The organism is Pedobacter frigoris (genome assembly GCF_032678645.1).
GTDB classification, from domain to species: Bacteria; Bacteroidota; Bacteroidia; order Sphingobacteriales; family Sphingobacteriaceae; genus Pedobacter; species Pedobacter frigoris_A.
The window spans coordinates 392,597-407,225 of the sequence record NZ_JAVTSP010000004.1 but is presented as its reverse complement, the minus strand read 5'-3'; the positions used below and the strand labels follow the sequence as shown (position 1 = coordinate 407,225).

The window sequence follows — 14,629 nt, the reverse complement described above, 5'->3', positions numbered from 1 at the left end:
TAAAATCCTGATAACCTTTTTATGTCTATCATCCATATTTTTCCAGTTCTGCAAAGTAAGGAAAGATATTTCGTTGGAGATAAAAATGAACCCTATACCTCTTTCTGCCAAGTTTAGTAACGACAGCCTTAGTACCTGGTGTAGTTCGGTTGCAAAAGATGATGACGGGATGTTCCATCTTTACTATTCAACCTGGCCAAAGCGCCTGGGCTGGGCCTGGGTTACAGATTCAAAAGTATCGCACGCTGTGGCCAAAAGTCAATATGGCCCCTATAAATTTGCCGACGTGGCTTTGCCTGTGCGTGGCGCACAATATTGGGACGGACTTTGCACGCACAATCCTACGATCCACAAATTCGGCAAAAAATATTACCTGTATTATATGGGCAATACCGGTGATGGTATCAACCCTAACGGGGACAATAAGGCCATTGAAAATCTAAACTGGACACACCGCAACAATCAGCGTATAGGCGTGGCCATTTCTGACAGCCCTTATGGACCCTGGAAGCGCTTTGATCAACCGCTGGTAGACGTAAGCAAAGACAGTACGGCGATGGATGCACTGGCCGTAAATAATCCGGCGGTAGCACAGGGACCTGATGGGCGTTACCTAATGGTGTACAAAGCCATTGGCAGGAAAAGGCCATTGCCTTTTGGCGGGCCTGTCGTGCATATGGTGGCTTTTGCCGATCATCCTGCCGGCCCTTTCAAAAAATATGCTCAGCCGGTTTTTACCGTAAAAGGAAATGATTTCCCTGCAGAAGATCCATATATCTGGTACCAGGCTGGGAAGTACCGGGCCATTGTAAAGAAAATGGAAAACGACAAAAACGGAAAAGAAGATGCGATGCTGGTACAATATGAATCTGCCAACGGCCTGGATTGGGTACAGTCTAAACAAGCAATTATATCCGACAAAACCATCACCTGGGTCAATGAGCGTGTGCAAAAACTTACGCATTTAGAAAGACCTCAGTTATACATAGAAAATGGTAAACCTGTAACATTGTTATGCGCCGGAGATACCCTGGATGCAAAGGGCGTGAGGCAAACTTTTAATGTTCAAATACCAATATCCGTTACTGAAAAATAATGAAAAGGAACGCATCTGATTTATTCAAAAATTCTCTCTTGTCCTATAGTATGATCTCCTGCTTACTGATAATGGTTGGTAATTATATTTCCTCATACGCCCAAAATAATAAGCTTGCCATCAGCAACCAAACCTTATGGTATACCCAACCTGCCAACCACTGGCTGGAAGCTTTGCCCATGGGAAATGGCGCATTGGGTGCCATGATTTTTAGCGGCACTGAGACAGAGCGCATCCAGTTTAATGAAAGTACATTGGCCACCGGTACCACGGAAACCATCGGGAGTTACCAGCCTTTTGGCAATATCTATTTAAAATGGAATCATAAAAATCCAAGCGGTTACAAAAGAGAGCTCACTTTAAATAACGCTGTACAAACTGTAGCGTATACCAGCGATGGTACCTATTACCATCGCGAATATTTTATCAGCTATCCCCAGAAGGCAATGCTAATGCAGGTAAAAGCATCTTCAAAAAAAATAAATGTAGAAGTGTTATTGAAAGATGTGCATCAGGGGAAAACTGCAGTTACCGGTAACGGACTTTCATTTGCGGGTACTTTGGAAAACAAAATGCAGTACGAGGCTCGCTTACAGCTAAAGGCACAAGGTGGTACGATGAGCAAAACCGATTCCTCCATCATTGTTAAGGACGCCGACGTATTTACTTTATATCTTGTTGCGGGAACCAGTTTTAAACCCTTTTCCGGTAAAGAATTTTTAGGAGAAGCTCCTCATCACAGATTGGTAATGCAGATGCGCGCTGCTGTAGCAAAACCTTACGCTATTGTAAAAGCTGAACATGAAAAGGATTTTGGCACTTTATATAACCGTGTACAGTTGACGCTGGGACAGGCACCCAATAAAAATACCCTTGCCCGCTTAAAAGACTATACAGAAGGTAAAAAAGATGCTGATTTTGACGCCCTGCTGTTTCAATATGGAAGATATTTGCTCATCAGCTCATCACGTAAAGGCGGGGTGCCGGCGAATTTGCAGGGCATTTGGAATGACGATGTGAAGCCTGCCTGGTATGCGCAGTACACCACTAATATTAATGTTCAAATGAATTATTGGCCAGCTGAGATTACCCATTTGCCAGAATGCCATTACCCTATGTTAGATTGGGTAGAAAACCTGGGTAATGTGAACCGCGGCTCGAAAGACAGCTTGCTGAATACTAAAAAAGGTTGGGTGGCATACAGCACTAATAACATAATGGGCGGGCCCAGCAGATGGCGGTTGCATCGGCCCGGAAGTGCCTGGTTAGTTCAACATTTTTGGGAACATTATTGCTACACCGGTGATTTAAATTTTCTAAAACAACGGGCTTATCCGCTCTTAAAAGAACTGACCGAATATTGGGAAAGCTTCCTGGTGCTCAATAAAGATGGCAAACTCATTAGCCCCGATGGCTGGTCGCCAGAGCATGGGCCTGGTAAAAACGAAGAAGATAAAAAATCTTATCCCGGCGCATCTTATGACCAGCAGATCGTGTATGATTTGTTTAGCAATTTCATAGATGCATCCAAAGTTTTAAGTACTGATGCAGCGTATCGTACTAAAATTGAGGGTGTACGAAAAAAAATGTTAGGTCCTCAGATTGGCCGATGGGGGCAATTGCAAGAGTGGATGGAGGATGTAGATGATTCTACGGACCATCATCGGCATAATTCGCATTTGTTTGCGGTTTATCCCGGCAGACAAATAGCCCCATTAACAACACCAGAGTGGGCAAAGGGTGCCATCCGCTCTATGGATGCGAGAGGCAATGGCGGAACCGGCTGGAGCGTGGGCTGGAAAATAAACATATGGGCGAGATTATTCGATGGCAATAAGGCATATGATATGATTCAACAACTCATCCGCTTTGTGCCTGCCACAGAAACAAGCGGTGACAAAAGTGGCTTATATGCCAACCTTTTTGATATTTGTCCACCTTTTCAAATTGATGGAAATTTTGGCTATACCGCTGGTGTAGCTGAAATGTTATTACAAAGCCATGAAGGAGAAATTCACGTGTTGCCTGCGCTGCCGGATGCCTGGCAAAATGGTAGCATTAGCGGCTTAAAGGCTCGAGGAAATGTAGAAGTAACCATAAGCTGGAAAAATAAAAAATTAACACAGGCTAGTTTTAAGGCATCAAAAGATGGCATTTATACCGTCAGGTACGAACGTCAATTAATGAAAATAAGGCTTAAAGCAGGCACAGTGAAAAACATTAATATTTAAATATAAAAAACATGAAATATAGGAGTAAGCTGGTTTTAAGTTTGATCATCGTATCTGCATGCTTTTACGCCAAAGCCCAAAAACCGCAGGTAGACAAAAATGGTAATCTGGTATCAATGGATAACGTTGAGATCTTTTCTATGATACAGCCCATTCCCCTAACAAATATTTTTAGCGATAAAGATTATGACATTTGGTGTGGTTCGGTTATAAAAGGAAAAAATGGAAAGTTTTACATGTTCTATAGCCGTTGGCCGCGCAAGGATGGCCATTATGCCTGGGTGAACAAATCAGAAATTGCATTGGCAAGAGCCGATAAACCCGCAGGACCATACAAACATTTAAAAGTGGTTTTAAAAGCTCGTGGCAACCAATATTGGGATGGTACTACGACACACAATCCATATGTCATTGTACACAAAGGGAAGTATTACCTCTACTACATGGGTACCACTGGCAAAAGCACATTAAAGCAACCCATTACAATGGCTGATAAAAACTGGTGGGAATACCGAAACAACCAGCGGATTGGGGTAGCCGTAGCCGATAACCCCGAGGCAGAATTCAAACGTTTTGACAAACCTGTATTGGATGCAAGCTTTGATAGCACGGCATTTGATGCCATGATGGTGAACAATCCGGCGGTTGCAGTAAATGATAAAGGTAAAGTAATACTGATTTATAAAAGCACCGATAAAAAAGCACCCAATGGCAGTAAAGTAAGCTTCGGTGTGGCATTTGCCAATGCTCCATTAGGTCCATTTACCAAACATCCCGAACCTATTTTTACTTTTAAGGATTTACAAACGGAAAGCGTAAAAATGCTGGCCGAAGATCCTTATATCTGGTTTTACAAAGGCAAATATTACGCTATTGTACGCGACGTGGTCGATTATTTTAACAAGGGAAAATCTACGCTGGCCTTATTGCAGTCCAGGGATGGTATCGACTGGCAAGCTTCAAAATATCCCGCAGTAGCACCCTACAAACTAAAATTTGCTGATGGAACATTCAGCGAAGATAAAATAGAACGCCCATGGCTGTATCGCGAAAAAGGTGTACCCATAATTTTATTCGGAGCAATGGGAGTCAACAACCGTGAACATTCGATAAATGTAGCGGTGCCTTTGAAATAGCTGGATTTTTACAAGACTTTTTTTAGATGTTTTAATAATTGCAGTCACTATCAGACCATGTTGTAATTATTTTTGAATGAGAGGTTTGAGAACTCCTCAAACTTTCTTAATTTGTTAATATGAAACCACTATGATTTTTCAAACCACACAGTGGTATGAAAAAATCTGATAGCTTCATCACAAAAGAAAACAAATTTAAACAGATGAAAAAGCATCAGGTAACCATAATTGATATTGCCAGGGAACTCGGTATTTCCAAATCTACGGTTTCCAGGGCTTTATCTGGTCACCCCAATGTACACGAACAAACCCGGACTAAGGTACTTAGGCTTGCTGAAGAATTTGAATACCAACGTAACATGTTTTCGGTGAACCTCATGCGTAATGCGACCCTTACTCTCGGTATTATCGTTCCCGAATTTCACAGATCTTTTTTTCCGCAGGTAATCATGAGTGCCCAGGAAGCTGCAAAAGAAGCGGGATATAATTTGGTCATAGCCCAATCGGACGAAAACTATGAAACTGAAGTAGCCAATACTAAGGTAATGCTTCAGTACCAGGTGGACGGAGTGTTGATATCCCTTACCAAAGAAACTCAAAACTTTGACCACCTAAAGCAATTTGAACGAAGAGGGATACCAATTGTCTTGTTCAATAGGGTGTGCGACCAAATTATGGCACCAAAGGTTATTGTAGACGATCAATTAGGTGCATTTGCGGCCGTGGAACACCTGATTAAGACTGGAAAAAAAAGGATTGGCCACCTTACCGGTCCTGAAACTCTAAAAGTCTGCAAGAATAGAAAAGAAGGATATTTTGATGCTTTAAAAAAATATAATATTGCACCCGATGATGACCTGGTGATTAGTTACGACCTAAATCCTGGTAAGGTTAAGATATATGTGAATCATTTTTTAGCGATGGAACCCAGACCAGATGCCTTATTTTGCATAAACGATACGACCGCAGTTGAAGTTATCAAACACCTCAAAATTAAAGGATTAAAAATCCCCGAAGATATTGCTGTGGTGGGCTTTAGTAATGATTCTGTTTCTACTTTTATAGAGCCCCAGCTTACTACTGTGGCACAGCCAATAGAATTACTGGGCCGTACAGCAGTGTCTATGCTAATCGAACAAATAGCGCGGGATCCGGATAAATGGAAGGCAAATACAGTAGTCTTAAAAACAACGCTTATCATAAGAGATTCCAGCTAAGTCGCATTTAAGAATAACAGCAACCGGATAAGACTAAAACTCTTCTGCTGTTGATCTGGTATTTAAATCCAGGAAAACAAAAGTAATTACCCCGTTTTCTGTATCTATTGAAAAATCAACTTTGTCATTTTTTTCATAGTCAGTATCGCTATAGGAACAGGCAAAATGATAAGCTAAATGATAATTAAAATCAACTTTGCCAACTTTTTTATCCGTGTCATAATTTGCATCATCCAACTCAATTCTAGTTATGGTAACGGCCCCACCTTCATCTGAATGATAGGAAAGCAGCCGATGAACCAGTTCATTTGATGGCTTAACCACATCTTCAATCGCGAGGGGTAATACCTTACTTAAAAAATCTGTTATCCCAATTTCCCCGGTTTCAAGCGATTTATAATCAACACCAGAAAATTCAATCTTTAACTCAGCCATGATGGTTTATTTGGTAACTATCTATTATTTTTTCAATTTACGACCTATTGTTTTGCAGCTAAACACCGACCAGCATCTTCTTATATTCCTTTGGTGTAACCCCTTTCGCCATTTTAAAAAACCTGTTAAAATGGGAAAGATTGCTAAAGCCTGAATGGTAGGCGAGCTCGCTGATCTGCAAGTCAGTTTCTGCTATTAATTTACAAGCATGGCCAATTCTTACTTCGTTTACAAAAGTGGCAAAAGTTTTTTGCGTACGATTTTTAAAATATCTGCAAAAAGCCTGTTTATTCATATTACTAACTTCAGCAACATGGCTAAGCAAAATATCCTGGTTAAAATTATCAAAAATATACTTCAAAATTTTGTCCATTCTATCATTGTCTTTTAACTGATAGTTATTGGTATAACCGGGACTCGTTAGCAACTGATAATCCTTAGCATCACACAGCAGTTTTAGAATTTCTAATACGCCTATCAAACGCCCGATTTCTTCGGTTTCAGCTAGAAGTTTCACTAGCGCCTGACTCACTTCCCTCTTAGCATCACCACCGAACTTCATTCCCCGCCTCGCTAGCTGAAAAAAACTCTTTATACGTTGTATGTTCTCCGGCTCTCTAAAAGTGTCCAATATTTTTTCAGGATGGATAAAAAGCGAAACCGACCTTGCATGTGTGTTTGTAGGCAGGTTGCTGAAATACTGTTTGCTGTTGTGCCATACATGCGGCAAATTAGAACCAACAAAAATCAACTCATCATCACCAAAATTGGCGATGCTATCCCCTATCATCACCCGCCCTTCACTCTCTATATGATAAACCAGCTGACATTCTTCATGGAAATGAAAATCAGTACCAAAATATGGTGCATCGACTACTTTTATACCATAGGTATCATTTGTTTTTCCATCAAGTATTTTAGCAAATATGGGTTTCATTGTTTCAGGCGTATTCAAAAGCAAGTTAGAAATATATTCTAAATTATCTGTAATTAACCACATTCTATACAACATGGCTAATATAGCATTAGCATTAGCAAATCAGCATTTAGTTATTTCACCGGCTCATCAATAAATTAGCTTTAAAATTACCAAATAGTATGTGCATGCTTTCACAACAAGATGCTATGCAATACTTGTATGTATTTCTAAATAATTTACAATAAATGAGAAAATATAAAATAATCCTCATTGGGCTTCTTTTTTTTGTCTGCAATGCAATCGCTCAATCCAATTTACATCAATTGCAATCCAACTTTGTTGATTTGCAGTTTGGGGTAATGTTACACTTTAACATGGGGACTTTTACCGATGAAGAATGGGCAAATCCAAACCACAGTCCAAAAGAATTTAATCCCGGAAAGTTAGATTGTAGCCAATGGGCTAAAGCATGCAAGGCTGCCGGAATGACTTATGGTATTTTGACGACTAAACACCACGATGGTTTTTGCCTTTGGGATTCGAAATATACCGACTATGATGTAGCCAATAGCCCGGTAAAAAAAGATGTAGTTGCGGAATACGTTAATGCTTTCCGTAGTCAGGGCTTAAAGCCCTGTTTATATTTTTCCATATGGGATCGCCATAATGGGGTAGAAAATGGCGGAGCAAAAGAAGAAGAGTTTGTCATGAACCAGCTTACTGAATTACTGACCAAGTATGGGGAAATACCGATGATTATTTTTGACGGATGGAATTGGAAAATGGGTCACAAAGCAATCTCCTATCAACGTATTTATGATCACATAAAAAAATTGCAACCTAATTGTCTGATAGCTGAACATAATGGAAACAGTCCCTTACAAACAGACATCGTATATTATGAAGGTCCAAAGGGTGTTTACCCGGAAGGCAACAACATTTATCCTTCGCAAATGGCGCTTACCCTCACCAATGGTTGGTTTTGGCATCCAGGTGCGGCACAGCAGGTAAAAAGCGTGAATTATACCTTAGATAAATTGCAGCGTGTGGTTCCGCTATATTGCAATTACATGATCAATATCGGCCCAAACCGTGACGGTCTTTTTGATGAACAGGTAGTAGCACATCTTAAGGCGGTAGGTAAGTTGTGGAAACCACTCTCTGCGAGGCTTCCATTGCCAAAACAACCTGTTATTCCACTGGAATACCTTGATGTAAAATCAATTTCATCTTCCGACGGACAGGCGTTCGCAGAACCTGCCGGTCCGGCCGGCACAGGTTCTCCTATCGCTGCATTGCTCAATCAAAAAACAGCCGGTGTGATGATTGACGGAATAAGCGATCTGGTAGGAGATCGTGGCGGATTTGGTGCTTTTCAAACCTTCTGGAAATTTTCGCAGGAGAAAAACCGTTACCTCATCCTAGATTTAGGAACCGAACAAACAGTGAGCAAATTCTATTACCTCCCAGCACAATTAAAAGGCTACCGTGGGACAATAACCAAATACCAACTATCTGCGTCAACAGACAATCAGACTTTTCAACAAATTAAAGCAGCCAACTGGGACAAAACATCCAACCTGAAAGTAAGCACATTTACCCGTATCAAAACAAGGTTTATCAAGCTGGAAATTTTAGACGCTATTGAAGAAGCCATGATCAGCGAAGTCGGTCTGGGCAATTGATACTACCACCCCCTGAAAAAAAAAGGAACGGTATGGAAGAAGTTTTTCATAAAAATTAATAAGACCGAATGAGTACCTCATCATCAAAAATAAAAAGCTACAATATCTATTCAGCAAAATGCAAACTTAAAAAGCCCATTGCTGATGCTACACATACGTTAACGGAAATATCGTTTCTCGTATTAAGGCTTCAACTTGAGAATGGCATTATCGGAGAAAGCTATCTTTTATCTTTCCAATATTCTCCAAATGCCATTTTAGGTGCCTTAAAAGATGCTTTGCCTAACGTAATTGGCTTTGAAGCGAATCAAATGGGAATAATAGCGACAAAGCTTGAACACAACTCGGAATATTTTGGTAATAACGGAATAAATAAGTGGGCTGCTGCGGCTATAAACATTGCTATGTGGGACGCCTGGTCGCGTACTTTAAATGTTCCCATTTGGAATATGTTTGGCCTGCACCGGGAAAAATGTGCCATATACGGCAGTGGCGGATGGCTTTCTTATACTGCAGATGAGTTGATCGAAGAAGTAAGTGATTATAAAAACCGAGGTTTTAAGGCAGTAAAAATAAAAGTAGGTTCGCCCGATTGGCAAACAGATGTAGAGCGGTTAAAATTGGTAAGAAACGCTGTCGGAAACGAATTAAATATTATGATGGATGCGAATCAAGGCATGCAAACACCTCAGGCAATACAATTGGCCCGTAAAGCTGCTGAATTAAATATTTATTGGTTTGAAGAACCTCTAAACCATCAGAATTTTGATGGGTATCAAAGCTTAAAGGCACAAACGGGTATTTCTTTAGCTATGGGAGAAAGAGAATACGATACAATGCCTTTAGTAGAACTGGCTAAAAGAAACGCCATTGATATCTGGCAGCCAGATATCTTACGCATTGGCGGGGTCGACGCATGGCGTGATAGTGCGGCGATTGCCGCCGCTTACCAAATACCGGTACTCCCGCATTACTACAAAGACTATGATGTACCTCTGGTATGTACCATTGCAAATGGTGTTGGGGTAGAAAGTTTCGATTGGATAGATACTTTAATTGATAACCCGATGCTCGTCAAAGATGGCTACGCCTACCCACATCAACAAGCAGGTTGGGGTTTTAGGTTTTTAGATGAGCATTTAAACGAGATTAAATAATTACTCAATTGACTAAGATGGGAACAGGAATATTTTCGCTGACAAAAAAAACTGCATTAATAACCGGTGGTGGTACTGGTATTGGCTTTGGCATTGCCCAGGCGATGATCAATGCAGGTGCAAATGTGGTCATCACTGGTAGAAATACTGAGAAACTATTGGAAGCCCAAAAACTACTTGGCGAAAACTGTAAAGTAATAACGTTTGATGTAACGCAAAAATCAGCAATTCCTCAATTAATTCAGGAGATAGAAAGTACTATTGCACCAATTGATATTTTGGTGAATAATGCCGGTATCCACCTTAAAAAATGGGCTTTGGATACCAGTGATGAGGAGTTTGAAAACATCATACAAACCAATTTACTGAGTGTGTTTAGTTTAAGCAAAGCCTGTGCTAGAAAAATGGCTGGTCGCAAAAACGGAATTATCCTTTTTATTGGCTCTATGGCTGGGATGTTTGGTATAGATCGGGTATCTGCCTATGGTACTTCCAAGGCAGCGCTAACAGGTTTAATGCAAAATCTGGTTACTGAATTTTCAGCCCATAACATCAGGATAAATACCATTGCCCCAGGTTGGATAGAAAGCCCTATGTTTTTAAGCGCGATTAATTCAGATCCTGAACGTAAACAGAAAATAACAAATCGAATTGCGATGGATGGCTTTGGCACTGTCGATGATGTCGGTCATGCCGCTGTTTTCCTTTCATCCGCTGCAGCCAGATACATTACCGGTGTAGTCTTACCTGTAGATGGAGGCGCCTCAGTCAATTTTTAAAATACTCGCCTATAAATTATAATGAAAGCAATAATATTAAAAGAACCAGGTAAGTTTGAAGCAATTGTAAAACCCCTACCCCATTTACCGGAAGAAGGCGAAGTACTAATGAAAATCAAGCACATTTCTATTTGCGGTACAGATTTGCATGCTTATAAAGGTAAACAGCCATTTTTTTCCTATCCCCGTATTTTAGGACATGAAATAGCTGCCGAAGTCGTAGCAATTGGCGAGGGCATTACTCATCTTAAACCAGGGGATCTGTGCAGCATTGAACCCTATCGAAACGCAGCGGTAGACCAGGCTGTAAGGCGGGGAAAAACTACCTGTGGAAGCAAACTGACCGTGCTTGGTGTACACGAAGATGGTGCCTTACAGGAGTATTTTATATATCAGGGTGAAAAAGTGCATAACGCCAATGGACTTACACCAGACCAGGCTGCAATTGTAGAACCATTTGCAATTGGAAGCCATGCTGTAGAAAGAGCAGAAATAACAGCAGATGACCTGGTTTTGGTAGTAGGCACAGGACCAATCGGTATTACTGTAATTGCAATGGCCAGCTTAAAAGGAGCAAAGGTTATTGCCCTTGATGTAAATACACATCGGTTAGCCTATGTAAAAGAGAACTTTGCATCAACCAAAACACTTTTGCTAAACGATAACATACTTAACGAACTTCAACATTTACTGGATGGCGACCTGCCAACGGTAGTGATCGACGCCAGTGGTAATAAAAATTCAATGGAAAAAAGTTTTGAATACGTTGCTGCCGGTGGTACCATTGTCTTTGTGGGCTTATTTCAAGGTGATGTTGTTTTTAATGATCCTAATTTTCATAGGAAGGAACTTACTGTCAGAGCCAGCAGGGCCGCAACTGCTGAAGATTTTATAAAGGTCATAGCAGGTTTTAAAAATGGCACCATCAATACCAGGGGGTACATTACTCACCGCATCGCATTCGATCATTTGATCAACGATTTTAAAAAGCTATACCTCCCTGAAGAAAATGTGATCAAAGCCATTATAGACTTTTAATTAAATACCTTTTTAAAAAAATTATAGGCGCCATCTACTACAGTCATATCCATATAAAACACATGGCCCTTGCCCTCCTTAATTTCTAATTCTGTCAACACCCCCTTTTCTTTATAAAGGTTGTACATATCTATAGCTTCTTCAACCGCTACCGTGTTATCCTCACGACCGTGTATGAACAACATTGGAGCGTCGTCTGAAGTAACGTGCCTGTAAGGAGAAATCTTCTCAAACCAATCTGGCAAGCTGCTTGTATTTCCTATAGGCCAGGTTTTTCTGCCAGTTAGGGTTGGCGTCGCAAAACCAGCTGCGACGTGTATTCTGCTGGAGAACTTAAGATTACCCACATCGCCGTCTAACAGAGGATCGTTGCCAGTGGTGGCCAAAATTGCAGCCAGCTGAGCGCCTGCCGAGGCGCCGCAAGCGCCTATCCTGTTCGTGTCGATATTGAATTTTCGGGCGTTTGCCTTTACCCATCGTACCGCAGCTTTCGCATCATAAACACACTGAAGGGGAGTAACCGCATCTAACATTCGATAATCGATATTAACAGTAACATATCCTTTACCAGCCATGTACCTGGCGTGGGCTTCAAACCATGCCCGTTTATGTACCGCCCATCCACCATCGTGTATAAATACAATGCAGGGAACAGGCATTGCAGACTTGCCCTTAGGCAAAAACAAGTCAAGTTTTTGGCCATAGCCGTTAGGCGTAGTATAGGTAATATTACGATGAGCTGATGAATTGGAGATCATCGCCTCCATATTTACGGGGCTAGCATCAGTAATGAGCTCAAACCCTAATGTACGGGCGGCTTTTACAAATTTGGCTTCATGCTCATTCAAAAAATTTTGTGCTTTACAGTATGTTATGAATGTAACCAGGGACTTTTCAGGACTCTGGACATGTGGATGCTCCATATATACATCCTTTAAGTAAGTCCATTTTGCCGCTTCATATGCAGGTGTGGATCTGATGACGGCCTGTTTTTCTGCCTGTAAAAAATGGGCATAAGGTTCAGTTTCCTTTATCTTTTTTGTCAAAGTCTTTTTTAGAGAGACCGAATCTACAGCCAATACTACGTTAATAATTGACAGATTACCACCCTTTATGGTCTCACTTTGGTGGCCTTTTGCAGAAATTTGCAGTAACTCATCCGGATCGGCGTCAATTTCAAACCATCCATCAGCATCCGTCACGACATATTTGCCGGTTTGTTTTACTTTGATTTTCGCTCCCTGTAAAACCTCTCTTTTATTTTTAACAGTTCCGGTTAATTTTATGGTTTGTCCTAAAGCTAAAGTATCACAGAACAGCAATAAACAGCATGCAGCGGCACAAATAATGTTTCTGTAGGAAAGATAGGATCTCATGGTTTTATAGTTTGTAATTTTGTACCAGGCCATGCAACAGGCTGCTGGCTGGCTTTGTAAACAGGCATAGGTGCATTCCACATTTTGAGTTGTGTGCCAAGCATATTAGTCAATTCGTTTGTTTTCTGAGGGTTTTCGGCCGCCAAATCTTTGGCTTCTCCAATATCGCTCTTTAGGTTGTAAAGCTCGCTTTTTCCATTACGCAGGTTGTAGACCAATTTCCAGTCACCCTGGCGAATCGCACTGAAATAATTCATACCTATCTCTTCGATATTGCCCCATTTGTTCGGATAATGCCAAATCAGTGTCCGGGTATTATTGCTGAATGAAGGGTTTTTAAGGATTGGCACAAAGCTTTCCCCATCTATATGCTGTACGTTTTTGTAATTTTTTACTCCCGCCAGTTCTAATATACTTGGAAAAAAATCTTCGATAATTACATATTGATTTGCGACTGTTGAGGATTTTACCATAGCTGGATATTTTACGATCATTGGTTCGCGGATACCGCCCTCATAAACCGACCCTTTGCCGGCTTTTAAAGGTAAATTTTGAATATTATTTTTATTGCCGCCCCGCTCTCCGGCCTTTGTAAGACTTAAGCCTCCATTGTCACTCATAAAAATAATCACCGTGTTCTTCTCTATACCTTTTCGTTTCACGAAGTCCATGATATCTCCAAGGCTTTTATCCATGCCCTCTACCAGACTGGCATAAGAAGCCTCAACAGTATCTAAGCCCGCTTCCAAATATCTTTTTAAAAACCTCCTATCGGCCTGCAAGGGTACATGAACTGCATAATGTGACATATTCAGGTAAAATGGCTGATTATTTTTAATGGGTGCATCCAATGCCTTTAGCGCCTCCATTGTCAGCGCCTCCGTCAGAAACACATCGCTGCCATAGTATTCCTGCATATCAGGTACTGCTCTTGACGTTGCTTTACCAGGCATATTGCCATAGTTTTCTTTGGCCAGATAGCTTTGTGGATTGCCGGCAGAGTTTCCCGCTATGTTAACCATGAACCCCATATTATAGGGATTTGCACCTGGCGTTCCAGAAGATCCCCAATGCGCTTTTCCGGCATGTATGGTAAAATAACCTGCTTCTTTTAATAATTGCGGAAAAGGCGTGGCATGAACTGTCTTTTCAATATTCGCCACCGGACTAAGACCATTGTAATTCCAATTTGCCGGCAAAAACTGATTATCCGGAGCATCTGTGTTCCTGTTCTTTTCAGTATCGGTCCAGTTGGTAATGCCGCTATGTGCAGGGTTTAGTCCCGAAAGCATCGCTGTCCGGCTCGGAGTACATACCGGTGCGGCATAGGCATTGGTAAACTTCATACCTTCTTTGGCCATACGCTCCATATTCGGTGTATGGTAACGCTGGTTTAAAGGCGTTACTTTATTCCAAAAAGGCAAAGAGGTATCCTGCCAACCCATATCGTCAATTAAAAAGACAATAATATTTGGTCGCTGTGGTGCCTGCGCCTGTATCTTTTGCACACAAGCGATGAGTATAATCGTTAGAAGGCTTTTGTTGAAATTCCTCATGAGT

General features: G+C 41.1%; 12 protein-coding genes. 8 read left to right on the top strand and 4 right to left on the bottom strand.

Going from position 1 to position 14,629, the window contains the following annotated elements; all coding sequences use genetic code 11:
- Positions 1–85: 85 nt before the first annotated feature.
- The 4 genes from R2Q78_RS15175 (at position 86) to R2Q78_RS15160 (ending at position 5,680) form a co-directional block, all read left to right on the top strand.
- Positions 86–1,096 (top strand): glycoside hydrolase family protein, encoded by a 1,011-nt coding sequence (locus R2Q78_RS15175; RefSeq protein ID WP_316793357.1) that lies wholly within the window; start codon positions 86–88, stop codon positions 1,094–1,096.
- Complete coding sequence (locus tag R2Q78_RS15170; protein WP_316793355.1) at positions 1,096–3,327, top strand: glycosyl hydrolase family 95 catalytic domain-containing protein; 2,232 nt, start codon at positions 1,096–1,098, stop codon at positions 3,325–3,327. Before R2Q78_RS15175 ends, R2Q78_RS15170 begins: the two co-directional genes overlap by 1 nt.
- Positions 3,328–3,338: 11 nt before the next feature.
- Positions 3,339–4,463 (top strand): glycoside hydrolase family protein, encoded by a 1,125-nt coding sequence (locus R2Q78_RS15165; RefSeq protein WP_316793353.1) that lies wholly within the window; start codon positions 3,339–3,341, stop codon positions 4,461–4,463.
- A 155-nt stretch (positions 4,464–4,618) separates the two neighbouring features.
- Positions 4,619–5,680, top strand: a complete 1,062-nt coding sequence (locus R2Q78_RS15160; RefSeq protein ID WP_316793352.1) for a LacI family DNA-binding transcriptional regulator — start codon at positions 4,619–4,621, stop codon at positions 5,678–5,680.
- Positions 5,681–5,713: 33 nt separating this feature from the next.
- On the opposite strand, the gene R2Q78_RS15155 is transcribed toward R2Q78_RS15160, so the two are convergent.
- Together R2Q78_RS15155 and R2Q78_RS15150 are read right to left on the bottom strand one after the other, a co-directional pair.
- Entirely contained in the window at positions 5,714–6,115 is a 402-nt protein-coding gene (locus tag R2Q78_RS15155; RefSeq protein WP_316793351.1) for a hypothetical protein, read from the bottom strand.
- Between the two features lie 58 nt (positions 6,116–6,173).
- Positions 6,174–7,052 (bottom strand): AraC family transcriptional regulator, encoded by an 879-nt coding sequence (locus R2Q78_RS15150; RefSeq protein WP_316793350.1) that lies wholly within the window; start codon positions 7,050–7,052, stop codon positions 6,174–6,176.
- Positions 7,053–7,279: 227 nt separating this feature from the next.
- On the opposite strand from R2Q78_RS15150, the gene R2Q78_RS15145 reads away from it, so the two are divergent.
- The 4 genes from R2Q78_RS15145 to R2Q78_RS15130 all read left to right on the top strand — a co-directional run bounded on the left by R2Q78_RS15145 (position 7,280) and on the right by R2Q78_RS15130 (position 11,693).
- Entirely contained in the window at positions 7,280–8,719 is a 1,440-nt protein-coding gene (locus R2Q78_RS15145) for an alpha-L-fucosidase (RefSeq protein WP_316793349.1), read from the top strand.
- 68 nt (positions 8,720–8,787) lie between these two features.
- Positions 8,788–9,876, top strand: a complete 1,089-nt coding sequence (locus R2Q78_RS15140; RefSeq protein ID WP_316793348.1) for a mandelate racemase/muconate lactonizing enzyme family protein — start codon at positions 8,788–8,790, stop codon at positions 9,874–9,876.
- A 17-nt stretch (positions 9,877–9,893) separates the two neighbouring features.
- On the top strand, positions 9,894–10,655 hold the full coding sequence (locus R2Q78_RS15135; protein ID WP_316793347.1) for an SDR family NAD(P)-dependent oxidoreductase: 762 nt from the start codon (positions 9,894–9,896) through the stop codon (positions 10,653–10,655).
- 21 nt (positions 10,656–10,676) lie between these two features.
- Positions 10,677–11,693, top strand: a complete 1,017-nt coding sequence (locus tag R2Q78_RS15130) for a zinc-binding alcohol dehydrogenase family protein (RefSeq protein ID WP_316793346.1) — start codon at positions 10,677–10,679, stop codon at positions 11,691–11,693.
- Here the strand turns inward: R2Q78_RS15130 and R2Q78_RS15125 are convergent.
- On the bottom strand, positions 11,690–13,069 hold the full coding sequence (locus R2Q78_RS15125) for an alpha/beta hydrolase fold domain-containing protein (protein WP_316793345.1): 1,380 nt from the start codon (positions 13,067–13,069) through the stop codon (positions 11,690–11,692). The genes R2Q78_RS15130 and R2Q78_RS15125 overlap by 4 nt on opposite strands.
- Entirely contained in the window at positions 13,066–14,625 is a 1,560-nt protein-coding gene (locus R2Q78_RS15120; protein WP_316793344.1) for a sulfatase, read from the bottom strand. Before R2Q78_RS15120 ends, R2Q78_RS15125 begins: the two co-directional genes overlap by 4 nt.
- Between the last annotated feature and the right edge of the window lie 4 nt (positions 14,626–14,629).